Source organism: Paenibacillus sp. B1-35 (assembly GCF_050474385.1).
Taxonomy (GTDB): Bacteria; Bacillota; Bacilli; order Paenibacillales; family Paenibacillaceae; genus Paenibacillus_B; species Paenibacillus_B alvei.
In genome coordinates, this window is record NZ_JBCHVJ010000001.1 from 764,832 (window position 1) to 789,358 (window position 24,527).

At 42.5% G+C, this 24,527-nt stretch carries 22 protein-coding genes and 1 pseudogene; 19 read left to right on the forward strand and 4 right to left on the reverse strand.

The genetic code is table 11. The features are described 5' to 3' along the window. The first annotated feature begins 131 nt into the window (after positions 1-131). A complete protein-coding gene (locus ACQ5BJ_RS03400) occupies positions 132-1,178 on the forward strand; it encodes a Cfr family 23S rRNA (adenine(2503)-C(8))-methyltransferase (RefSeq protein ID WP_430108539.1) in 1,047 nt (348 codons plus the stop codon). 12 nt (positions 1,179-1,190) lie between these two features. Continuing rightward, a complete protein-coding gene (ppsA, locus tag ACQ5BJ_RS03405; protein WP_430108542.1) occupies positions 1,191-3,779 on the forward strand; it encodes a phosphoenolpyruvate synthase in 2,589 nt (862 codons plus the stop codon). A 199-nt stretch (positions 3,780-3,978) separates the two neighbouring features. Here ppsA and ACQ5BJ_RS03410 read toward each other — a convergent pair whose 3' ends face one another. Next, complete coding sequence (locus tag ACQ5BJ_RS03410) at positions 3,979-4,821, reverse strand: SMP-30/gluconolactonase/LRE family protein (RefSeq protein WP_430108544.1); 843 nt, start codon at positions 4,819-4,821, stop codon at positions 3,979-3,981. Between the two features lie 441 nt (positions 4,822-5,262). Between ACQ5BJ_RS03410 and ACQ5BJ_RS03415 the strand changes: the two genes are divergently transcribed. From ACQ5BJ_RS03415 to nadE, 9 genes and pseudogenes are all read left to right on the forward strand, one after another. Then, complete coding sequence (locus ACQ5BJ_RS03415; protein ID WP_430108548.1) at positions 5,263-5,895, forward strand: LysE family translocator; 633 nt, start codon at positions 5,263-5,265, stop codon at positions 5,893-5,895. A gap of 147 nt (positions 5,896-6,042) precedes the next feature. Next, a pseudogene (locus ACQ5BJ_RS03420) lies at positions 6,043-7,096 on the forward strand (alpha/beta hydrolase family protein); the annotation flags it as partial. A 157-nt stretch (positions 7,097-7,253) separates the two neighbouring features. Continuing rightward, positions 7,254-7,556, forward strand: coding sequence for an ArsR/SmtB family transcription factor (locus tag ACQ5BJ_RS03425; protein ID WP_005550649.1), 303 nt, complete (start codon positions 7,254-7,256; stop codon positions 7,554-7,556). A gap of 135 nt (positions 7,557-7,691) precedes the next feature. Next, positions 7,692-9,086: an aldehyde dehydrogenase gene (locus tag ACQ5BJ_RS03430; protein ID WP_005550650.1), complete on the forward strand. Its 1,395-nt coding sequence runs from the start codon at positions 7,692-7,694 to the stop codon at positions 9,084-9,086. A 277-nt stretch (positions 9,087-9,363) separates the two neighbouring features. Next, on the forward strand, positions 9,364-10,140 hold the full coding sequence (locus tag ACQ5BJ_RS03435; protein WP_005550651.1) for an NUDIX hydrolase: 777 nt from the start codon (positions 9,364-9,366) through the stop codon (positions 10,138-10,140). A gap of 159 nt (positions 10,141-10,299) precedes the next feature. Continuing rightward, complete coding sequence (locus ACQ5BJ_RS03440; RefSeq protein ID WP_005550652.1) at positions 10,300-10,878, forward strand: cysteine hydrolase family protein; 579 nt, start codon at positions 10,300-10,302, stop codon at positions 10,876-10,878. Continuing rightward, the gene (locus ACQ5BJ_RS03445; protein WP_005550653.1) at positions 10,871-12,355 is read left to right on the forward strand and encodes a nicotinate phosphoribosyltransferase; all 1,485 of its coding nucleotides are present in this window, start codon (positions 10,871-10,873) and stop codon (positions 12,353-12,355) included. The genes ACQ5BJ_RS03440 and ACQ5BJ_RS03445 overlap by 8 nt, the downstream gene beginning before the upstream one ends. Positions 12,356-12,371: 16 nt before the next feature. Next, the gene (gene nadD / locus ACQ5BJ_RS03450; RefSeq protein ID WP_005550654.1) at positions 12,372-12,986 is read left to right on the forward strand and encodes a nicotinate (nicotinamide) nucleotide adenylyltransferase; all 615 of its coding nucleotides are present in this window, start codon (positions 12,372-12,374) and stop codon (positions 12,984-12,986) included. Positions 12,987-13,004: 18 nt separating this feature from the next. After that, positions 13,005-13,823 (forward strand): ammonia-dependent NAD(+) synthetase, encoded by an 819-nt coding sequence (gene nadE, locus ACQ5BJ_RS03455; protein ID WP_005550655.1) that lies wholly within the window; start codon positions 13,005-13,007, stop codon positions 13,821-13,823. 560 nt (positions 13,824-14,383) lie between these two features. Here nadE and ACQ5BJ_RS03460 read toward each other — a convergent pair. Next, complete coding sequence (locus tag ACQ5BJ_RS03460) at positions 14,384-14,986, reverse strand: TetR/AcrR family transcriptional regulator (RefSeq protein ID WP_430108556.1); 603 nt, start codon at positions 14,984-14,986, stop codon at positions 14,384-14,386. A 160-nt stretch (positions 14,987-15,146) separates the two neighbouring features. Between ACQ5BJ_RS03460 and ACQ5BJ_RS03465 the strand changes: the two genes are divergently transcribed. After that, the gene (locus tag ACQ5BJ_RS03465) at positions 15,147-15,791 is read left to right on the forward strand and encodes a DJ-1/PfpI family protein (protein WP_430108559.1); all 645 of its coding nucleotides are present in this window, start codon (positions 15,147-15,149) and stop codon (positions 15,789-15,791) included. Between the two features lie 125 nt (positions 15,792-15,916). Here the strand turns inward: ACQ5BJ_RS03465 and ACQ5BJ_RS03470 are convergent, their stop codons facing one another. Continuing rightward, a complete protein-coding gene (locus ACQ5BJ_RS03470; protein WP_238555921.1) occupies positions 15,917-17,548 on the reverse strand; it encodes a catalase in 1,632 nt (543 codons plus the stop codon). 398 nt (positions 17,549-17,946) lie between these two features. On the opposite strand from ACQ5BJ_RS03470, the gene ACQ5BJ_RS03475 reads away from it, so the two are divergent. The 3 genes from ACQ5BJ_RS03475 (at position 17,947) to ACQ5BJ_RS03485 (ending at position 20,140) form a co-directional block, all read left to right on the forward strand. Next, positions 17,947-18,408, forward strand: a complete 462-nt coding sequence (locus tag ACQ5BJ_RS03475; RefSeq protein ID WP_268620684.1) for a hypothetical protein — start codon at positions 17,947-17,949, stop codon at positions 18,406-18,408. A gap of 74 nt (positions 18,409-18,482) precedes the next feature. Further along, complete coding sequence (locus ACQ5BJ_RS03480) at positions 18,483-18,923, forward strand: hypothetical protein (RefSeq protein ID WP_430108563.1); 441 nt, start codon at positions 18,483-18,485, stop codon at positions 18,921-18,923. 38 nt (positions 18,924-18,961) lie between these two features. Then, positions 18,962-20,140, forward strand: a complete 1,179-nt coding sequence (locus ACQ5BJ_RS03485) for a S8 family peptidase (protein WP_430108566.1) — start codon at positions 18,962-18,964, stop codon at positions 20,138-20,140. Between the two features lie 42 nt (positions 20,141-20,182). On the opposite strand, the gene ACQ5BJ_RS03490 is transcribed toward ACQ5BJ_RS03485, so the two are convergent. Continuing rightward, on the reverse strand, positions 20,183-20,890 hold the full coding sequence (locus ACQ5BJ_RS03490) for an AAA family ATPase (RefSeq protein WP_262866719.1): 708 nt from the start codon (positions 20,888-20,890) through the stop codon (positions 20,183-20,185). A gap of 392 nt (positions 20,891-21,282) precedes the next feature. On the opposite strand from ACQ5BJ_RS03490, the gene ACQ5BJ_RS03495 reads away from it, so the two are divergent. The 4 genes from ACQ5BJ_RS03495 (at position 21,283) to ACQ5BJ_RS03510 (ending at position 24,522) form a co-directional block, all read left to right on the forward strand. Continuing rightward, positions 21,283-21,603 carry an ArsR/SmtB family transcription factor gene (locus ACQ5BJ_RS03495; RefSeq protein ID WP_005550673.1) on the forward strand — a complete coding sequence of 107 codons (321 nt, stop codon included), beginning with the start codon at positions 21,283-21,285 and terminating at the stop codon, positions 21,601-21,603. A 13-nt stretch (positions 21,604-21,616) separates the two neighbouring features. Then, complete coding sequence (arsB, locus tag ACQ5BJ_RS03500) at positions 21,617-22,675, forward strand: ACR3 family arsenite efflux transporter (protein ID WP_005550674.1); 1,059 nt, start codon at positions 21,617-21,619, stop codon at positions 22,673-22,675. 19 nt (positions 22,676-22,694) lie between these two features. Continuing rightward, a complete protein-coding gene (gene arsC, locus ACQ5BJ_RS03505) occupies positions 22,695-23,117 on the forward strand; it encodes an arsenate reductase (thioredoxin) (protein WP_005550675.1) in 423 nt (140 codons plus the stop codon). 61 nt (positions 23,118-23,178) lie between these two features. Further along, the gene (locus ACQ5BJ_RS03510; protein ID WP_430108571.1) at positions 23,179-24,522 is read left to right on the forward strand and encodes an MATE family efflux transporter; all 1,344 of its coding nucleotides are present in this window, start codon (positions 23,179-23,181) and stop codon (positions 24,520-24,522) included. Positions 24,523-24,527 lie beyond the last annotated feature (5 nt).

The following is a 24,527-nucleotide window of genomic DNA, read 5'->3' on the forward strand; positions in this document are numbered from 1 at the left end:
TTTACCAATCTATCGACAGATGCACATAGCGATTCTATCAGCGAACGCATCGTGTTTAGTTGGTTAAAGACGCATGAAAGCGCCGGATGACGGTTGCTTTTCATGTATTTCTCCGGCGGTAAGGAGAACACATGAAACCAACCTCGAAATATGAAACGATTAGGCAGATCTTGTCCGACTTCAAGCAGCCTGCGTACCGGTATAGGCAAATTATAGATGCTATTTTCGAACAAAAAGTTGCTGAATACGAACGGATCACCATACTGCCTGCATTTTTGCGAGAAGAGTTGGCCCGGACGCTTGGTCCGAACGTCTCCAGCGTTATTCCGGTAAAGGAGCTCACATCACAGCAGGTCAGCAAGGTGCTGTTTGCCATCGGTGGCGGCGAACGCGTAGAGGCTGTAAGACTTTCCTATAAACGGGGATGGAAATCGTATTGTATTTCCACGCAGTGCGGCTGCGGGTTCGGGTGCCGTTTTTGCGCCACGGGTACCATCGGCCTGAAACGAAATCTGACTGCCGACGAAATTACCGATCAATTGCTTCACTTTCACTTGAACGGCCATGCCTTGGACAGCGTGTCCTTCATGGGCATGGGGGAGGCGCTCGCCAACCCGCACCTTTTCGAAGCGCTGGCGATTTTGACTAACCCGCATCTCTTCGGTTTAGGACATCGAAGGATTACGATATCAACCATCGGCCTGTTGCCAGGAATCGATAGGTTGACGCGGGAGTTTCCTCAGGTCAATCTAACCTTCTCGCTGCATTCGCCGTTCGACGAACAACGGAACGAACTGATGCCGATTAATAAGCGTTTTCCGCTTCGCGACGTGCTGAATGCATTAGATCGCCATATCCAACATACGGGAAGAAAGGTGTATATCGCGTATATTCTTCTTCAAGGGTTCAACGACTCGACGGAGCATGCGAAAGCACTTGCCGCTCATTTGAGGGGAAGAGGATGTTGGGAACACCTCTACCATGTGAACCTCATTCCCTACAATTCTACAGATGTGACGCCTCAGAGCTACTTGCCATCTGACCCCGAAAGGATTAATACGTTCGTGCGGACGTTGAAAATATTCGGTGTGAATGTAACGATCCGAACTCAATTCGGAGCAGATATTAATGCGGCATGTGGTCAGTTATACCGAGCTGATTCTAAAATGAATGGATAGGAGAGATATGGAATGAATACTTTCGTTCTCGATTTTCAGGAAATGAAAAATACACAGCTATTGCTCGTTGGCGGAAAAGGGTTGAATGTAGGGGAGTTATCAAAAATGGAGGGAATACAAGTACCGGAAGGATTTTGTGTGACAACAGCAGGATATCAAAAAGCAATCGAGCAAAACGAAACGTACCATGCTTTGCTCAATCGACTAACGATGCTACACGTAGAAGATCGAGATCAAATTGGTGAAATCAGTAGGGAGATTCGACAAATCCTTTTGGAAGTAGAAATTCCTTCTGATGTAGTGAAAGAAGTAACTCAATATCTCTCCCGGTTTGGCGAGGAACATGCATATGCCGTGCGTTCTAGTGCGACTGCTGAAGATTTGCCGCATGCCTCTTTTGCTGGTCAACAAGACACCTATTTACATATTATCGGCAAAGAAGCCATCCTGCAGCATATCAGCAAATGTTGGGCCTCCCTATTTACGGATCGCGCAGTCATTTACCGGATGCAAAATGGATTCGACCACAGTCACGTTTATTTAGCTGTTATCGTTCAAAGGATGGTGTTCCCACAAGCTTCAGGGATATTATTTACCGCTGATCCGATTACTTCAAACCGTAAGGTGATATCCATTGATGCCAGTTATGGACTTGGAGAAGCACTGGTCTCTGGCCTGGTCTCTGCCGATTGTTATAAAGTAAAGGAAGGAGAGATCATCGAGAAGAGGATCGCGGCCAAAAAATTAGCGATCTATGGACGTAAAGAAGGCGGAATAGAGACACAACAGATCGATCCTGAGCAGCAAAAGACTCAAACTCTTACGGAGCAACAAATCTTGCAACTAGCACGCATCGGAAGGCATATCGAAGCCTATTTTGGTTGCCCGCAAGATATCGAGTGGTGCCTGGTTGATGATACCTTTTACATTGTCCAGAGTCGGCCAATCACGACATTATACCCGATTCCGGAAGCGAATGATCAGGAAAATCGCGTTTATGTCTCTGTCGGTCACCAACAAATGATGACCGATCCCATGAAACCGCTAGGATTGTCTTTTTTCCAGTTAACCAATCCAGCACCCATGCGTAAAGCCGGTGGCAGATTGTTTGTTGATGTGACACCCATGCTGGCTAGCAGAGACAATACATTACATTACCTGGGTCAATCCGATCCGCTTATCAAAGACGCACTGATGACCATAATAGAGCGAGACTTTATAAAAACGTTACCAGATGAGAATATAACACCAAGTCCAATCAAAAGCATTACAGATACGATTCGTGAAATTGAAAACAATCCGTCAATCGTTCCTGATTTGATTCAGCGTAGCCAAGCATCGATCGAAGCGTTGAAACAAAATATCCAAACGAAATCAGGATCGGATTTGTTTGATTTTATTCTTGAAGATCTTGAGCAATTAAAGATGTTTGTATTTGATCCGCAGAGTTTACGTGTGATTCTGGCTGCAATGGATGCTGCAACATGGATCAATGCAAATATGAACGAGTGGTTAGGTGAAAAACACGCAGCAGATACACTTTCTCAATCTGTACCGGACAATATTACTTCGGAAATGGGTCTGGCGCTATTGGATGTCGCAGATGTGATCCGTCCTTATCCGGAGATCATTGAATATTTGCAACATGTCAAAGATGAGCACTTTTTGGATGAACTGCTTACGTTGGATGGCGGGCAGAAAGCCCGAGACGCGATCTATGCTTATCTCGACAAATACGGAATGCGATGTGCCGGAGAAATCGATCTTACCAGAACGCGCTGGATCGAAAAACCAATTACGATTGTCCCGTTGATTCTTGGCAACATCAAAAACTTTGAGCCTAATGCGAGCCAGCGGAAATTTGAGCAAGGGCAGCAAGAAGCTTTGAAAAAAGAACAAGAGTTGTTGGAACGATTAAAGCAATTGCCGGATGGCGAACAAAAAGCGAAAGAAACAAAACAAACGATCGACTTCATCCGGAATTACAGTGGGTATAGGGAATATCCGAAATACGTCATGGTTAATCGTTACTTCGTGTATAAACAGGCTTTGCTGAAAGAAGCCGAACAACTCGTACAAGCGGGCATCATTCATGAAAAAGAAGATATCTTCTATCTCACTTTGGAGGAACTTCACGAGGTTGTACGCACAAATAAACTGGATTACCACATCATCAGCAAACGGAAAGATGATTACAACTATTATGAAAAATTAACTCCGCCACGTGTTATCACGTCTGATGGTGAAATCATTGCAGGGGAGTACAAACGAGAAAATCTCCCGTCTGGAGCATTAGTAGGTCTGCCTGTGTCTGCCGGGGTAATAGAGGGACGCGCACGTGTCATCTTGAAATTGGAAGATGCTGATCTAGAAGATGGAGATATATTAGTCACCGCTTTTACGGATCCTAGCTGGACCCCCTTGTTTGTATCTATCAAGGGTCTCGTCACCGAAGTTGGCGGACTGATGACCCATGGAGCCGTTATCGCACGGGAATATGGCTTGCCAGCAGTTGTTGGTGTAGAGAACGCTACCAAGCTGATCCAAGATGGACAACGAATTCGCGTGCATGGAACAGAAGGGTATATCGAAATATTGTAATGGCTGAGTACGTCAAGTAATAACCTTGTCATTAGGAGGTTTGTTATTCAAAGCCCATATGTTACTGTCGCGGGCAACGACAAAAAACATATGGGCTAATCGCTTTGCGGCAAACATATGCGCATAATCGAGGAAATGAGAATTGAAGGGAAGAAAAGGGGACGAGGGTGTTAAAAGCGCTGTTATCTGCAACCTTAATCTATAAGGCTCTATGCAACAAACTCCAACACCTTCCAGGCACATCGGATTGAAACATTTCAATGCTTCCTGTATCAGACATTGTCACATAGCAGGTTCTTCCATCAGGCCCCCCAAATGTAAGGTTGGTGCAGTTTTTACCAATAAGATAAATTTCACCCAGCAATTGACCATCAGGGGAAATCTTCGCTACCACACCTTTTTCAGGGCGAGTAACAAACAAATTGCCTGCCACATCACAACGCATTCCATCAAGTCCAAAATCCCGAAACTCTATCAATAAGCGTTTATTACTCAATTCATTCGTACTAGATAGATCATATACCCATATTTTTCTTTCCAATGATTCATTCACATATAATTTTTTGCCGTCAGGACTAACCTCAATTCCATTTGGCGTTCCCATATTCCTTTCTAATAAATGCGTGTTCCCATTTGTAAGAATACGCCACAATTGTCCCTTATTTTGTTGGAACCAGTTAGGGTCACTTGCGAATAAAACACCTTGTTCGGTTATCGCTAAATCATTAGGCTGATTCATTGAAGGGTTATTAGCATGTATACTGATCTCTTTCGTTTCAAGGTTAACGGCGAATATATTATGTTTTTTATAATCTGCAATGTACAAAGTTCCATTAGGGTCAATACGTGTCCCGCATCCGATACTATCCGGGGGCAATGCAATAAAAACACTGCTTTTTCCATTTGGAGTTACTTTGCCAATCGTGCCATCTCTTTGATAATTTACGGCGTAAATATTCCCGTCTTTATCGCATGAAGGACCTTCTATTTTGTTTGTAAATCCATCCGTTAGAATTTTGCTCTTAAATAACTCAAACCGCATGGTTAAAATCTCCTTTCCTTAATACCTGGATTCACTTAGAATGTTATTTACCGCTAAGTCAAAAAAGTACGCTTAATGCAAAAATTCTCTTATCGAAAGACGGTCGGTGCAATAATTGCAAGTTAATGACATGACCAACAATCGACCATGCAAAGTAGGTAACTTTTGCGTTTTGAGTGTGAATTACGGCGGGCTCAGGCACCTAAGTGTAATCCGAAGCTATTTGTCGATATAGACATTGTGACTTTTGTTTACAGTTTGAGCGATTTCAAAAGCCGAGGCAGCTTGGCCAAATGCTAAAACAGACACCAGCGCTGTTAATGTTCACATTGCATCTTCTCATCAAGGCGCGAGCATGAAAGCTTTAAGCAGTTCTTCCTGTCTTTCTTTCGTTAATTTATTATCGTCAAAGTAGGCAGTATAAAGAGGTGGTAGTCTTAAATGTACGGAATAGTCAATTACGAAGTATTTTTGCTTACTGGAATTTTACTGAATTTAATTCCCGGAGCAGACACAATGTATATTGTAGGCAGAAGTATTTCACAAGGAAGAAAAGCAGGTGTATATTCTGTTTTTGGAATCATTAGCGGTTCATTAATCCATACCTTGTTAGTTGCATTTGGGTTATCCATTATTCTTACAAAGTCAATATTGGTTTTCAACATAATTAAGATGGTTGGAGTCATTTATTTAATATATTTAGGAATTAAAATGCTACTTGATAAAACGAATGCAAGCTTCAGTACATCTGAATCCCAAAAAGAAAATCTAAGAAAAATATATATACAAGGGATGCTGACGAGTCTTACGAACCCAAAAGTATCATTATTCTTCATTGCCTTTCTCCCGCAATTTATTGATACAAAGAACTCTAGTCCAATCCCATTTATCATTTTAGGGCTTACTTTTTCAATCACTGGGTTGTTATGGTGCCTGTTTATTGCCTATTTCTCTTCTTATGTTACCCGAAAAATAAAAGCAAACCAAAGGCTGAGTGCGTATTTAAACAAAATTACCGGCATACTCTTTATTGGATTAGGTTTAAATCTCCTTCGAACCAAAGCTCCTCAATAAAGCTCAAAAAAAACATTTTGAGTAGACGATTCTTTACAGACAGAACAAATCGTAACGTTACAGTCCGGCCCGTATTAGTTTTGCGGGTCTTTTTATTTTTAGCATAGGTGTAAAGGAATAACTACGGTGCCTACTTCTGTATCTTTATTTAACAAGCCGACCGGCCCATTTATTGTTGGCACGACGTTGTATCATTGGGTTGATGATCGGCGGGAGGAGCCTTTTACAAAAGATCCGAACGACGGCGCGAGCTAATGGTACAGATGTATTATCCTGCAAGTAATAAAGGAGAGGGAAATCGTGAGCCTTATATCCGAAACGCGCATGAGGTTGCAAAGGGATTGGAAGAAGATTTGTCCATCCCGGCATTCGTATTGAGTCATCTGAATTTGGTGAAATCGAATACGTTCACGGAAGCCCTGCTATCAGACGCCGAGAGCCGTTATCCCGTATTGATCTTTTCCCATGGTTTAAACGGTTTTCGCAATCAAAATACGTTTCAGGTCGAGGAGTTAGCAAGTCAAGGTTATATTGTGTTATGTATCGATCATGCCTATGACGCTGCGGCTACCGTCTTTCCAGACGGTCGAACCGCATACTTTCAGTCCGATAATCTAATTAATCTTGCTGAAAGAGATCGCCATATCCAATTATGGAAGGAAGATGCCGCTTTTGTGCTAAATCAAGTGGAGAAGCTTAATCAAGGGGATGTAGACAACCGCTTTACGGGAAGGATCGACACCACTCGAATCGGGATGTTCGGCCATTCTTACGGTGGAGCTACCGCTGCACAAATGCTTTTCGAAGACAACCGTATCAAAGCAGCAATTAACATGGGCGGTCTGTTATATGGGACAACGGTTACAGAAGCAGGAATCGGCAAACCGCTTCTGCTCATGAGTGCAGAGATCAACGAAGATCCAGATGAGGATCACACAGCATTCAAGGTTCGCAATGAACGCGCCCTTGCTGGTGGTGGCATGTCGATAGTCATTCCTCACACGGATCATACGAGCTACTCTGATTTTCATTTGATTTCACCTTCTTGCGAAGTCCAGGCGAAGATCCGCGACGTGTTCATCGTATTATTAACGAGTTTAGCCTCGCTTTTTTTGACCTTTATGTGAAACAGACAATCGACAGCTCGGCATTGGACAGACTGGCAGCCATTTACCCGGAAGTCAATTTTAAAATGAATTAGCGATGTATCTCAACATCAGGTCTCAAGTCCATTTTCATGACGGAATATTTCCATTTCAATAAACTTGACGATGATTGGAGAATGGATTAGAATGACTCCAACAAAACGTTTACGTATTTAAACCTTTCGTTACAACGTCATGAAGAAAGGATAGAATATGGGAAAACAGGCATTCGAACAATTTCGCACATGTATCCCTTTTTTCCAATTGTTAGTTGATCCGCATCGCCAAGATATCATCCTGTGGCTTAGTGAACAGGGGCCAATGTCAGTTGGTGAAATTACAGCCCAATCTACATTATCGCGTCCTGCGATTTCTCATCATTTAAAACTGCTGCGGGATCAAGGATTAGTTACGATGGAGAAGATCGGTACAGAGCGTTATTATTCCGTAACCTTGGATACTGCTGTTGATTCGTTAAAAAAACTATTATTGTTACTTGAAGATGAGTGCCTTTAGAACAAATCTAAAGGCATTTATAATCATATATATGTCGAAGAGTTTGAACGTTTAGATATTTAGGTGTTCGGAATTGTTGAATGGATAAGAGCATAAGGTGTTTATGCGGTGAGAATAGATAAGGAGTGATTCGGAATGAATCAAATAGAGAAGGTGGACACTGAATGCATTCTTGCGGAACATAAGAAATTTTTTCAAAAAGGGGCAACACGTACTCTAGAATTTCGCCTTGAACAGCTGAAAAAATTAAAAGAGGGTATTAAGCGTAATGAAGATAAAATTACACAAGCACTGTATCAGGATTTAGGGAAAAGCGAATATGAGGCGTATTCAACGGAGATCGGCTTTATATTGGATAGTATTAAGAACACGATGAAGCATGTGAAGAAATGGATGAAGCCCCAGAAGGCAAAAACCCCCATAGCCTTATGGCCGTCAAGAAGCCGCATAATCAAAGAGCCATATGGGACAGTACTCATTATAGGACCTTATAATTATCCGTTCCAATTGCTGATTGAACCTCTTATTGGAGTAATTGCTGCAGGAAATTGTGCGGTACTTAAACCTTCGGAACATACACCTCACACAACGCGAGTCGTTCATGAAATGTTAAACGAGATCTTTGACAAGAGTTACATCCGCGTCGTAAAAGGGGAGAAGGAAGCAACGTCAGCACTTATTCATGCCCCTTTTGACTATATCTTTTTCACAGGAAGTGTACAGGTGGGAAAGATCGTGATGGAGGCTGCTGCCAAGAATCTGGTTCCCGTAACCTTAGAACTTGGAGGGAAGAGCCCTGTCATTGTGGACAAGACTGCGAACTTAGAATTATCAGCGAAAAGAATTGTATGGGGCAAGTTTATGAATACAGGCCAAACCTGTATAGCGCCTGATTACATGTTGGTACATTCGGAAATCAAAGACGCTCTTATTTCAAAAATGAAAGAGGTCATCGTGAGTTACTATGGAGAAAATCCGATGGAAAGTAAGGACTATGGCCGTATTGTGAATGAGCGCCAATTCGATAGATTGACTTCAATTCTGGAAAAAGATCAAGATAACGTAATAGTTGGCGGTAAATCAATAAGAGAGAAATTGTATATCGAACCAACATTGCTAGAAGCAAAATCTTGGACTGATGCGGTTATGGCAGACGAGATTTTCGGACCGATTCTACCGATTATGGAATACGAGCAGTTAGATCGTGCAATTTATGCGATTAATGAACGTCCAAAACCGTTGGCCTTGTACTTGTTTACCGAGGATAAGAAATGTGAGGAAGAGGTGTTGCGAAGAATCTCATTTGGGGGAGGATGTGTAAACGATACGATTCTTCACATTGCGAATCGTTATTTGCCATTCGGTGGCGTTGGAAATTCGGGGATAGGCGCCTATCACGGGAAATACAGTTTCGACCTTTTTTCACATCATAAGAGCATTGTGAAGAAGACCACAAAAATCGATACCCGTTTTATTTTACCTCCTTACAACGATAAGAAGCTGAGATTGGTTAGAAAGTTTTTAAATTAGAATACTATCTCTTACAGATATCATTAGGACAATAACATGGATGGGAACGAGTTGAATATGGAAACGGTAGCATTAGTGGTGGGAGCAACTGGTTTGCCTTTTTAACGAGTTAGGGATCTATTGAAGCAAGGAGCAGTTTGCCGAGCAGCTGCTCCTATTGGTGTGCGACTGGTTTATTTAAAACATGGAATATATAGGTTGACAAAAGGTTGAATTACTCTTATTATACAATTAACACATTGGTAATTGTTAAAAGAGAGAAAGGGTTGTGCTTACCATGTCAAACAAAGAAGCCTTAGCACAATATGATGTCAAACAATATCGAACGCCGGATGGATATACATCGGACATTGCTGTATTTACGATATTGCCTGTTACAATCCAAGAATTCAAACCGCCCGAGATGGATCTCAAGATTATGCTCATCCAGCGGAGTGAACTTAACAGCGAAGGAAAGCCAAATATCGAAGCAGGCAAGTGGGCATTGCCTGGTGGCTTCGTCAATCCAGATGAGACTGCCTATGAATGTGCACAACGCGAGCTGCAAGAAGAAACAGGCGTTGAGAACATTCACCTTGAACATTACGGCGTTTACGATAAACCAGGACGCGATCCGCGGGGCTGGATGATTACAAATGCCCACTTTGCAATAGTTCCAGAACACAAGTTGTCCCAAAGACAGGCAAACGATGATGCTTCGGATGTTCAATTGTTCTCCGTAAAAGAGGTCATGAATCTCGAGCTTGCTTTTGATCACGCACAAATCATTGCAGATGCGATTCATGTGATTCGCCAGAAGCTGCTCGAAACGACTGTCGCCAAGGAATTTCTGCCCGAAGAATTCACATATTCGGAGCTGCAAGCCGTTCTCCTTACGGTCACAGATGATTCCGCAATTGCGTTGGAATCGGCATTTGCAAGAAAGATCAAATCTTTGCCCTTTATCCAAGAGGTTGAAGGGAAGAAGACAACCCGAACATCGAAACGACCGACACAGTTGTACCGATTCGTCGAAATGGATCTGAACAAATCCATTTACCATACCAGAATGTGATTGATAATAGATGATTACAATAAGATGGTGACTAAAGTAAATAGCATTTCGAAATCGATGTGTGATGGGTAAGGTGCTATTCTAACTTTATTGTCACTACTCTTTTTACCATATTCAATTAACAATTATACAATAGTTAAATTAGAGGAGGAGTCTAGAATGAACAAGAAAAAAGCGCTCATTCATATTGACTATACAAAGGACTTCGTTGCTGCGGATGGGGCATTGACTTGTGGAGAACCAGGGCAAGCGATTGAAGGGCGAATGACTGAAATTACGAAAGAGTTTATTCTAAGCGGTGATTTCGTTGTTTTCGCTATCGACATGCATAAGGAGAATGACGCATTCCATCCGGAAACGAAGCTGTTCCCGCCGCACAACATTGAGGGAACCGATGGTCGAAAGCTTTTCGGTCAATTGGAGGATCTGTATCAAGCAAATAAAGACGCAAATAATGTCTATTGGATGGACAAAACAAGATACAGTGCATTTGCTGGAACGGACTTAGAACTTCAACTTCGATCAAGAGGAATCATTGAACTTCATCTTGTAGGCGTTTGTACAGACATTTGCGTACTCCACACCGCAGTAGATGCTTACAATAAAAGCTTCGATATTGTCGTTCATGAGGATGCCGTTGCAAGCTTTGATGCAGAAGGTCATGTATGGGCGCTTAGACATTTCAAAGGATCGCTCGGAGCTGCAGTAGTCAAAAAGGAGGAAAACAAAGATGAATAAAATTGAGCTTCCGGTTTTCAATCATGGTGATGACAGTCTCGCGCTGCATACCGATAAATATCAAATTAATATGGCGCAGGTCTACTGGCAACATGGCATGCATAACCGTAAGGCAGTATTTGAAGTATACTTCCGCAAGCTTCCATTCCAGAACGGATATGCGATCTTTGCAGGCTTGGAGCGGGTCATTCGTTATTTGAATGACTTTTGCTTTACCGAGAGTGATTTGAGTTATCTTCAGGAAGAAGGATACAACGAAGAATATCTGGACTACCTTCGGACGATTCGCTTCACAGGAACCGTTCATTCGATGAAAGAAGGGGAACTGGTTTTTGCGAATGAACCGATTATGCGAATTGAAGCAGCACTAGCCGAAGCACAGCTCATTGAAACTGCGATCCTAAATATCGTTAATTATCAAACCCTTATTGCAACAAAGGCATCTCGTGTGAAGCAAGTTGCGGTTGATGATCATTGCATGGAGTTCGGAACTCGAAGAGCGCAAGAACTGGATGCCGCGATTTGGGGGACGAGAGCTGCTTACCTTGCGGGGTTCGAAGCAACATCGAATGTAAGGGCAGGGAAGTTATTTGGCATCCCTGTCTCAGGCACACACGCTCATGCAATGGTTCAAGCCTATCGTGATGAATATAGGGCATTTAAAGCCTATGCTGACACGCATAAAGACTGCGTATTCCTTGTTGATACCTATGACACACTGAGATCCGGTGTCCCTACGGCAATTAAAGTGGCGAAAGAGTTCGGTGATCGAATCCACTTTAAAGGCATCCGACTTGATAGCGGAGACTTGGCGTACTTATCGAAAGAAGCTCGCAAAATGCTTGATGAAGCAGGCTTTCCGGATGCCAAAATCTATGCATCAAACGATCTTGATGAACAAACCATCATGAACCTAAAAACACAGGGGGCTAAAATTGACGTGTGGGGCATTGGCACCAAGCTGATTACAGCGTATGATCAACCCGCTTTGGGTGCCGTATACAAGCTGATCTCGATAGAAGACGAACACGGAGATATGGTCGATACGATCAAAATCAGCTCGAATCCTGAAAAGATTACGACCCCTGGACGCAAACGTGTATTCCGCATCGTCAACAAGGCGAATGGGAAATCGGAAGGCGACTACATTGCATTGGAACATGAAGAACCGCAGTCGGAACAGCGCTTGCACATGTTTCATCCCATTCACACGTATATCGCAAAATTCGTAACGGGATTTGAAGCGAGAGAACTTCATCATGCCATCTTTGAAAATGGCGACTTGGTGTACGATGTACCTACGCTTGATGAAATTAGGGAGTTTGTAAAAGAAAATCTCAATGTGTTGTGGGATGAATATAAACGTACTCTCAATCCAGCAGAATACCCGGTTAACCTCAGTCAAGCATGCTGGAATAATAAGATGCGATTGATTGAAGAAGTACGAAATAAAGTTCAAGCGGCTCTCAAAGCTTAGAAGGAGGCTGGATGCGGTGGCGAAAATCGGTATTTACGGATCATCCTTTGACCCGGTCACGAATGTCCATCTTTGGACAGCAAGCACCGTAGCGCATCGCTGCAAGCTGGACAAGGTGATTTTCCTGCCTTGTTCCAGTAAGCGGCAAGATAAACAGTTGAACGTTTCGGATGAACATCGGATGAACATGGTTCGTACTGCGATAGAGGGCAACGACAAATTTGAAGTTGACGATTTTGAAATGAATCAACCTGCTTGGGAAATCGCGACGTACCAAACTATGAAGCATTTTCGAGCGAAATATCCGAATGACGAAGTGTATTTCATCATGGGGGCTGATCTGCTCGTCGATATCGGTGAAGGGAAATGGAAGCGGGCAGAAGAGCTAATTCGTGAAAATAAGTTCATTGTCATGGCAAGAGACGGCATCAATATGCTGTCGGCCATTAGCAAATCTCCAATTCTTCGGAATGCAGATGATGGCCATACGTTTCATTTGATCGACAAGGGGCTGGCCATGGAGATCAGCTCTAGTTATATTAGAGAAGAATTCAAAATGGGCGGAGAACCTCGCTACTTGGTTCCTGATCAGGTTTACGAATACATTAGAATCAATCGCCTATACAAATAGTGAAAGGGGAAGCGGGATATGAATAAGCAAACAGATATTATCAACGCACTGCATGTAAAACATACGATTGTACCTGCGGAAGAAATCCGTATTCGGGTAGATTTCCTTAAAGATTATTGCCGTACAGTTAGAGCGAAAGGATTTGTCTTAGGAATCAGCGGGGGGCAGGATTCGACACTTGCAGGACGATTATCCCAATTGGCGGTTGAAGAGCTTCGTGCAGAAGGCTATGAAGCCAAGTTTATTGCGATCCGTCTGCCTTATGGGAGACAACAAGATGAGGATGATGCCCAGCTTGCTTTGCAATTCATTACTCCTGATGATACGCTTACGTTCAATATTGAGGCTCCTGTAAATGTATTTGCAGAAGCATATAAGAGTGCTGACGGAAAAGCCCTTACGGATTACCACAAAGGGAACGTGAAGGCAAGAATGCGAATGATTGCACAGTATGCTGTCGCAGGCGAGCATCAATGCCTTGTAGTGGGAACCGATCATGCCGCAGAAGCAATCACTGGCTTCTTTACCAAGTTTGGTGATGGGGGAGCTGATATTCTCCCGCTAGCTGGACTTACAAAAAGTCAAGGGCGTGAACTCTTGATCGAGCTGCACGCACAAGAACGTCTATATCTGAAGACGCCAACAGCCGATCTACTCGACAACAAACCGCAGCAATCCGATGAAACTGAGCTTGGTTTGGAATATGCCGTACTTGATGAATACCTAATCGGCAACGAAGTTGCTCCAGACGCGAAATTGAGTATTGAGAACCGCTACGCGGTGACACAACATAAACGGGAACTGCCTGTAACACCATTCGACCAATGGTGGAAGTAAGGAAAACAGACTAGATTCTCGTAAGCTACTAAGCTAAGAGCCTCTTTTTCGAAAGGGGCTCGTTGGTGTAGATGGCTGATTGACTAGCATCATGATAGTAGGAGCTGCGAACACCACGGTTTTTCTAAAGTGATGCAAAAAATAGAAGTACTAGCCTAAAAATTAAGCGTTAGACTGAAGTATATCAAGTAGGGAACTAACGAGGCGATGCTGGTTGTTCCTAGAGGATTAGCATATTTCATATAACAGGAAGGCTGGCACTTAGTTCAAGCAATTCCACCATATTATGGGGCGTTTCTATCTCCTTAACAATTGTCCTCTAAATGTCTAGGCTGGATGTCTGCTCTCGAAGCTTTCATGGATGAACTGTCGTACTTAGCTTGACAATCCGTCTTATATAAAAGAAAATTGCTGAATGTAAAAGCCGGGGCTTGCTGCCTATGAGCTTGATCCGGGCTTTCTGAAACACGGGAGCAGACCCGCTCGGGGATCTGCATGAGCACTTCCTTTTTCCAATGATGGTCACTCTCTGAATCGGGGTCGCGCCAAAAACATGTAATTTAGGATTTAGCATCCGTTTGTAGCATCAATAAATAATGCTGTACCTGCTGCTTGCTGTAGGCGACGTGTTTATTATCTCTTTCTAGTTTGCTAGCCATAATACTTCCTTCAAAAATTGCAACAATGAAGGAAGCCACCGCTTTTGTATCGATATTAGGCTTTAGCTCTCCGAGTTGAATACCTTCTTCGATAATCTCTTCAATCATGTTGAGAAAGGTGCGGAGCACGCGAAGCGCCTTTTCCCTTAGAAGCGAGTTGGTATCATCACTGTCTACGGCGGTATTCAGCAACGGACATCCCCCTTTTATTGGGGGATTATTTATTACATCTTCATATACATCAAAAAGGGAGCCTATTTTCCCCTGAACGGTAGTAGCATTGGATATCGCTTCAGCAAAATGTTGAGCGACCGTTTCAATCGCGAAATCAAACGCCTCTGAAGCAATCTCATCTTTACTTTTGAAATGCCGGTAAATTGCCCCCTTTTGCAGTCCTGTAGCCTCCATAATGTCATGCAATGAACAGCCAGCATACCCTTTCTGATTAAATAATTCTGCCGATTTTAGGACGATGTGCCTTCGTGTCTGTTCACCTTTACGCATAATATCCTCCATCATTTATTCTGTTAAAAAAGTGTAACATATTTCAGTTGTACATGAACATACAGTAAGTTACCATAAAAGGGACTGATCGGTCTCTTTTAAATGGAGATGAGAAGAGTAAATTGACACCAGAAATTTAGTTAACGAAGGAGGAATCATTATGAAAATCGCAATCATGCTTTTCGATGGAGTCACAGCATTAGATGCAATTGGTCCATACGAGGTATTTGCTGCAACGATGAAATGTGAAGTAAAGTTTGTCGCTAAGAAAAAAGGGTTAATAAAATTGGACTCAAGTATGGGATATTTGCACGCCGATTACGATTTTTCTGAAGTTGATTCGGCTGATATTCTGGTTGTTCCAGGCTGCAGTCCGCCAAATTATAAAACTCCAATGAATGATCAAGTTACGTTAAATTGGATTCGTCAAATCCATAAAACAACGAAATGGACAACGTCAGTTTGTAACGGATCTTTGATTTTAAGCGCCGCAGACATATTAAACGGAACCATAGCCACTTGTCATTGGGGAGCCTTTGACCTGCTCAGATCGCTTGGCACCATTCCAACTGATGAGAGAGTGGTTCGACAGGGTAAAATCGTTACAGCAGCCGGTGTATCCTCGGGTATCGATATGGCACTCCATATAGTAGCATGGGAGTTCGGAGAAGATATCAGTAAAGGGGTCCAATTGATTTTGGAATATGATCCTCAACCTCCATTCGATGCTGGTTCACCCAAGAAAGCGCCCGCATTACTGGTTGAACAAATAAGAGGGATGTTGCAAGAGTTTGATAAACGGTAGCCCAATGTATGACTTAGGGCCAGAACGGTTGGACGAATAATAACGATAGCCCAAGAAAGACAGTTAAAGGCAGCCGACTTCCTTTGATCAGCTGCCTTTTATGATCTTGTACGGTGAACCGTTAATTAATAGGGATCGGCTTCGTGGCTTTTCTTTACAGCATCTTTTGTTGCTTCGTTCGCAGATAATGTACCTTGACCATATTTCGATTTGCCCGATTCCTGGCCAGGCACTTTATTTTCCGCCTTTATTTCCTGAAGTTCTTTCATTTTCTTTTCAATACCTTCCTTCACACGTTGGCCATATTGTTCATCGGCTTGTGTGAAGTGATCTATCATAGCTTCTTGGATTCGTTTATCGCAAATTGCAAGTGCTTCAGAAAGGTTTTTGATCAATTCATCGCGTTCCCAATCTTCAAAGCTACGGTACGTGTGTCCAGCCTGACCGTAGTTGTTAGGACGGTCAATTGGCGCACTCATTGCTGCCGCATGATACATAGGTTGGTGTGGTACACGATCTTCCTTGCTTGCTTCCTGAAAGCCGCCGAGCATGGATGGCTCATAGTTAATATGTGGATTTCCTCCAGATTCTTTCGGATCACGGATATCCATTTGGCCACGCTGCTGATTCGTGCGAACAGGCGCTTTTGGCGCATTCACAGGCAATTTCAAATAATTCGCACCTATTCGATAACGCTGCGTATCAGAGTAAGAAAAAGTACGGCCTTGCAGCATTTTATCGTCTGAAAAATCCATTCCATCAACGAGAACCCCTGTGCCAAAGGCTGCTTGCTCAATCTCAGAATGGAAATCTACTGGATTTCGATCAAGAACCATCCGACCCACCGGCAACCATGGGAACCTATCCTCTGGCCAAAGTTTCGTATCATCAAGCGGATCAAAATCGAGCTCCGGATGATAATCATCCTCCATGATCTGTACAAAGAGCTCCCACTCCGGATAATCGCCACGCTCAATCGCTTCATATAAATCTTGTGTCGCATGGCCGACGTTCTTCGCTTGAATCTCGTTTGCCTCTTCTTGTGTTAAGTTACGGATCCCTTGCTTCGGCTCCCAATGATACTTCACCAACACAGCTTCTCCCTTGTCATTTACCCATTTATAGGTGTTTACACCGGAACCTTGCATGTGACGGTATGTTGCCGGTATACCCCATGGAGAAAATAGGAAGGTAATCATATGCGTTGCCTCAGGTGTACGGGAAACGAAATCAAACATCCTCTGAGGGTTCGGCACATTCGAGGCTGGATCTGCTTTAAACGCGTGAATCATATCAGGAAACTTCATCGCATCACGAATAAAGAAAATTTTAAGATTATTTCCGACTAGATCCCAGTTTCCATCTTCTGTATACATTTTTACCGCAAACCCGCGTGGGTCACGAGCCGTTTCTGGCGAATCCTTCGCCCCTGCAACTGTAGAGAAGCGAACCATAAGTGGCGTTCTCTTCCCAGCACCCGAAAATACTTTTGCACGAGTATACTTCTCTGCGGGTTCGTTTCCAACTTTTCCGTATGTTTCAAAATATCCAAATGCTCCTGTTCCTCGTGCGTGAACGACGCGTTCCGGTATCTCTTCACGGTCAAAATGGGAAATCTTTTCGATAAAATGGTAATTTTCAAGTGTAGCCGGACCGCGATTACCAATTGTACGGATGTTTTGGTTATCCTTCACAGGATGGCCCTGGCGTGTTGTCAATGTCTCACGCTTTACATCTTGTTCGTTTGAAGCATTCATATCTTTTGGTTCCGCCAAAATAAAAACCTCCTTATCATAGATAGCTTTATCTTTCACATCTAATTGGGTAATTTATACAGCGACTAGGGGGTTGTAAAACAATCTTATAACGTTAATTTATCTATATTTCATAACCATCTGGATTATTTATAAATCCCCATACTGTTTAAAGTTATCGAGCCACCAGCTCTCTCATGCTTGGCACGTTCGTTGCGAAGGGAGACATCTTATATTTTGGCAGTTCGACAATATAACAGGGCTTTCTACACTAATTTTTATTTCATAGTTTTCAAAATAGTGCATTAGAACCTAATTTGGTTAAATATGGAATGATATAATCATTGTCGGTGATGGGTATTTATTCCATCACACATTTTCATTCCAGGAGGGTTTCCCAATTGTTCAAGAAATCATTAATACTCACTACAATGGCCGCTGTACTATCTTGTAGTGCAATTCTCCCGGTAACACAAGCATTTGCTGCTGCAAAGACTATCCCTGTAACATCTGTAGCTGTTAATGTTACGGACGGACAAGTGGAAGCTTCCGGAAAGTTGGGTGTGCTGGTTAGAGGTGCTCTCGGTGTAATTAAGGGAGCCGTTAAAACCGGTGGCGATGTACTCTACAATGTTGTAAAATGGCTTGATAAAGATACGGCAAAATATTTTGCCAACAACTCCAGCAAAATCATGAAAGGTATCGATAATGCAATAGCCAAAATCGATACGGCAAGGGATTATGCGACTGGAACGATCAGAACCATCGTTCTTGATGGCCTTCGCATGGCAGGTGTTCCTGATTCATACGGTGTGGCAATTGCTGAAGCAATTGCTACGACAGTTGACTGGCTTCTGCTGTAATTAAATTCAATATAGAGGGGGAGGGATCTTCAATGTTCCTCCCTTTCTATTTAGCACTTGAGGTGAATGGAACAATGGAACAACGACTTGCGGAGTTAATAGAACTAGTTAGAAATCAAAGCAATCAAATTCTTGAGATGCAAGAAAAAATAAATGTATTGGAAGATAAAGTGTTACGTTTATCGATCTGTAAGATCTCCAATGGAAACTATCCTTACTACGATTTTATTTTGTCCTACGGCATGACACCTGATCAACAAACTCGGATCAATAGGTTGTTTATGGCTTTATCCGAAAAGCTCGTCGGCAATAGATTACCTTCTGGTCTCAAGAAAGAGGGTTATTCCACTGCGTTTTTATTCAGTGATGAATCCATTCAATTGGATGACGTAAAAAAGGCAATCATAGATATATGGCCTGTTACAGATGATGACCTGCTATTGTCTTTAATAAAAGCGATGAAAGACCAAGGAATGCAGATTGAGGTTTGTGATTATCTGCTTTCCCAAGCGTAAATAACCATACATTTCGATTAGATTGGTTGTGACCTATTATGAGAAAGTTCTGTTTTCTCTTTTTAATATGTTTGTTGGCTGCATCTTTTACTTTTGCAGAGGAATACATATCAGCTCAAGAAGCTAAAACAAAGTATTTAATTTCATTTCAGACCTCGATTGATTACAACCTAATTCATACTCTGGAAGGCAAGATAGTAAGAGAATATCAAGAAATGCCTGTTGTACTGGTGGAAATTTCAGAGGGCAAGGCTTCGAAACTAAACGACTACTCCCAAATTCAATTTTATGAGCCAGATCTCAAAATCAAAGGTACACCAGAAATCGAAGCTCTTTCCGAGAGCGGCATAAACCCTGAAGGGACAGTCCCCTTATCACAATCAACTCAGGAAATCCCTTGGGGAATTGAAAAAGTAAATGCGTTGAAAGTTCAAGAGAAAGGTTTTACTGGACAATCTATAAAGATTGGAATCATAGATTCTGGAATTGACTATAAACATGACGATCTATTGGTATTCGGTGGTATAAGTTTCGTCGACGGAAACCCAGATTATTTAGATGATCACGGACATGGCACTTCAGTGGCAGGAATTATCGGTGCCCGAAATAATGATATAGGTATCCTAGGTATTGCCCCGGAATCTGAACTGTATGCAATTAAAGTCTTAGATTCAAATGCTAATGGAAATATTAGTGATGTAGTGTCGGGGATAGAATGGTCCATTCAAAATAAAATGAACATCGTTAATCTGAGCTTGGAGACGACTACAGACAGCAAAATACTGAAGAAAGCTGTGAAAGAAGCTTACAAAAAGGGGCTGTTACTGGTATCAGCCGCCGGAAATTATGGATTCAACGAAGGCGATACAATCGCTTACCCTGCTGCATATAAAGAGGTTATCGCTGTAGGGGCAATAAATAGCAGAAATGAACGAACATTTTATTCGGCCTCGGGTAAAGACCTAGAATTGATGGCTCCTGGAGCAAGTATATTTACTACGTCACTGAATAACCAATATGCGATGAACCTAGGCACCTCAATGGCCTCTTCGCATGTGGCAGGCGTAGCTGCCCTGATTTGGCAGGCTAACCCCCAACTTGATAACAAAGACATCCGTAAGATTTTGGATAGGACAGCTACCGAAATGGGTGAAAAAAGACTGTATGGACATGGCCTTGTTGATGCATGGAAGGCCTTAGATGATATGGTGAAATAGAATAGCAGAAACAAACAAAGGGATCGATAGTTATCGATCCCTTTAATCTTCAAATAAATGCCTAAGTACGATCTGCCGATTCTCTAAAAACCTCCGGGTAATCTGATAATGATCGGTATCTTCATAAGCGATCTGTGATATAGGGTTGCTATCGAAATTGATGATTTGGGCGTCTGGGTAACCTAATAGAATAGGTGAGTGAGTTGCTATAATGAATTGTGATGAATCAGACAGATCCTTAATTATTCGAAGCAGCGACAGTTGTCTTGCTGGTGATAGTGCTGCCTCTGGCTCATCTAACAAGTATATTCCTCTTTCTTTGAATCTATGTTTGAACAAGCTCAGAAAAGATTCACCGTGAGACTGGCTGTGAAGGGAACGACCACCATACGAATGATATCCCCCTATGAGGTCGATGTGTGAAGCAAATTCATAAAAAGACTCTGCTCTCAAAAAAAAGCCCGTAGTTATTTTAGGGAACCAGGATAATCTTACGAAATTCCCAAGCGCAGCTTCAGAAGACTCTACAAAATAGGCATTGTTTCTTCCTCCGCCTGCTGTATTGAACCCGCATTGATAGGCCATCGCTTCTAATAGTGTCGATTTGCCCGAACCATTTTCACCTACAAAAAAAGTAACTTTATTTGAAAAATCTATGGATTCCATCCTCTTTATTAACGGCAGGGAAAATGGATACGCATGAAAGTTATTCATTCTTTCCTTTAAGATCGTTACACTTCTTAGAAACATTGTTTTCCTCCTTCTAGGGAAGAAATTTTTTTCTTAATTATTCGCTGCATATTAATTTTATCAGTTAAGGTAAAAATACCATGTCCTCAAATGTAAATCAAGATTTGAGGTAAGCCGTAAGGGAAGAACCGGGATTTTGGAATAGGGAGAACGGACGCTCGAGGATTTCATTCACGTTCTTAACTAGAAGAAAACTAATAAAAATGAATCAATCGCGTTGTTACCGATAAATTTCATCAAAGTGGATCTAAAAAAGGGGCTGAATGGATGACAGGCTTTTTATCGTTAACCGAAAATGGACAAGAACATTGTGTGACATCAATAAATAATCAGTTGATTATATAAGTAATCGCTTATATAATAAGCATGAAATCAAGGAGGTGAATCGGCACATGATAATCTCAATAGAAGAAATGGCAGAACAGTTTAAGTTGTTAGGTGATAAAACTCGACTTAGAATTGTCTCACTTTTATCTCAACAACCGATGTGCGTCTGTCATTTAGTTGCGCTATTGCAAACGACTCAACCAAATATTAGCCAGCATCTTCGTAAATTAAAGGACGCGGGTTTAGTGGTCGAGGAGCGAAGAGGACAGTGGATTTTTTATTCTCTTTCCATTGAGGGTAAACCTCATTTAAAAGAAGCAATTGAATATTTGCCGAAGGTAGGGGAAAAAGAGCAGGAAAAATTAAACGCGTTGGTGTGTGAATAAGGAGGTGGATGTTATGAGTCAAGGTAACACCAAGAGACTCTCTTTTCTGGATCGCTATCTCACCTTTTGGATCTTTGGGGCAATGGCCATTGGATTAGGGTTAGGGTATCAGGTTCCTAATTTCTCCGAAGTACTTTCCAGCATGCAAATGGGAACAACTTCGGTACCGCTAGCTATAGGTCTGATTGTGATGATGTATCCGCCGCTTGCAAAAGTGAAGTATGAAAAGCTTGGACGGGTGTTTAAGGATTGGAAGGTACTCCTTCTCTCCTTAGTGCAGAACTGGATTATCGGTCCGATTCTGATGTTCTTCTTAGCTATTTTGTTTCTAAATGATATGCATGAATACATGATCGGACTAATTATGATTGGGCTTGCAAGATGTATTGCGATGGTCTTGGTATGGACTGATCTGGCTAAGGGAGATCCTGATTACACAGCAGGTCTTGTTGCATTCAACTCGATCTTTCAGATCCTGTTTTATTCCGTTTTTACGTATGTATTTATTACAGTGCTGCCAGGCTGGTTTGGGGTTGAAGGCGCTGTTGTTGATGTCTCCATGAGACAGATTGCAGAGAGCGTGCTAATCTACTTAGGAATTCCGTTTGCAGCAGGGCTGCTGACACGTGTGATTGGAATCAAGCTGAAGGGTCAACAGTGGTATGAACAAGTGTTAATTCCGAAGATTAGTCCACTGGCCCTGATTGCACTACTATTTACGATTATCTTGATGTTCACGCTTAAAGCAGAATTAATTGTTGAGCTGCCACTTGATGTAGTTCGTATTGCGATTCCAATGATCATCTACTTTGTGGTGATGTTCTTAGTATCCTTCTTCTTATCGAAAAAGTCAGGAACCTCCTATCCAGTGGCTTCATCCTTATCATTTACGGCTGCAAGCAATAACTTCGAACTGGCGATAGCTGTAGCGATTGGCGTATTTGGTCTGGATTCAGGAGTTGCATTCGCCGCGGTAATTGGGCCGCTCGTTGAAGTGCCCGTATTGATCGGGCTTGTAAATGTATCGCTGTGGATAAAGCGGAAGTATTTCGAGTCTGCACGAAATAAGTAAGAGCTAGGAGAGATTAAGGATGAGTAAGCCATTGATTTATTTTCTATGTACAGGAAACTCTTGTCGGAGCCAGATAGCAGATGGATGGCTAAAAGCATTAGGCAGCGATCAATACGAGGTCAAGAGTGCAGGGTTAGAGGCGCATGGTTTGAATCCAAGAGCGGTTCAAGTGATGAATGAAGCTGGAATTGATATATCGAACCACACCTCTGATGTGATCGATTCTGAGACTCTCAATCGTGCAGATTATGTCGTAACCCTCTGTGGGCATGCGGATGAGCACTGTCCTGCGATCTCAAATCCCCGAGTGGTGAAATGGCATTGGGGATTTGATGACCCGGCGAAAGCCGTTGGAACCGAAGAGGAAATCATGACTCAATTCCGTGAGGTGCGAGATGCAATCAAAGCCAGAATCGAAAGTTTCCTAGTAGAAGGAAAATAATCAACGCTTTGAACCGACCCTTGTGGTCGGTTTTTACTTAGGGCATGAAGGAGTACGTAACATGAAAGGCACAACTGATTTAACCCAAGGTAAGATAATGCCGACTTTGATGAAGCTATCACTTCCAATCATAGCGACCAACTTCATCTCTACAACTTATGGACTTGTCGATATGATGTGGGTCGGCAGGCTCGGAAGTAGCCCTGTTGCAGCTATTGGGACGGCGAGCTTCTTTATTAATCTAGCGATCGCTTTGGCCACAATGATAACGATCGGAACGGGGATAAAGGTGTCCCATTGTATGGGAGCAGGCGAGGGCGATAAAGCAAAGACCTATATCAAAAATGGATTCATTATGTCTGTCTTGCTAAGCCTTCTTTATATGGCATTCGTCTTTTTGACAAAGGATCAGCTTGTCGGGTTCTTTGATTTAGGTAGTGGTGAAGTTGAATTGATGGCAAAGCAGTTCTTATTAATCTCCATCTTGGGTACTGTCTTTTCCGTCGTAAATATGTTGTTCGCGACCATATTGAATGCGATGGGAAACAGCAAGCAGCCGTTTCATATCTTCACGGTTGGCCTTATTCTTAATATCATTCTCGATCCTTTACTGATTTTTGGCGTAGGATCATTTGAAGGATTGGGCGTTGTAGGGGCAGCTATTGCGACTTTGATGGCAAACCTTCTTGTGACGGTATTATTTATTATTCGAACAAGACATTCCGAGTTGATTACCAAATCATCCGCATGGAATAGCAGCCTTATGAAAGAAGTCATTCGACTGGGACTACCGATCACCATTCAACGGGTGACCTTCACATTGATTTCCATCATCATAGCAAAGATCATTGTGCGCTTTGGTTCGGATGCAATTGCGGTTCAAAAAGTCGGTATTCAGATTGAATCAATTTCCTACATGACCATAGGTGGGCTGCAAGGCGCTATTGCTGCTTTCTTCGGACAAAATTATGGAGCGCGTCGATTAGATCGTATCCAGCAGGGATACCAACAAGCTTTGCTGCTGACATCGGGATTCGGTATCTTTATTTCGATCATCTTTATTCTCTTCCCTGGGCAGCTCTTCTCTGTATTTTTATCTGATGAGGCGAGTTTAGCGCTAGGGACGGATTATATGCGGATCATTGGTTATTCCCAACTGTTTATGTGCATGGAGCTTATGACGGTAGGTGCCTTTAACGGAATCGGGAAAACCCATATCCCACCGATTTTCAGCATTACCTTTACAGCATTACGAATACCACTGGCTCTGATTCTATCCGAACCATTCGGCTTGAATGGGGTGTGGATGTCTATTGCATTAAGCAGTGTGTTCAAGGGAATCGTTTTGATCTTCTGGTTTAGGAGAACACTGCGCAAAATGAAAGTTCCACAAATTTCGGCTTAACATAT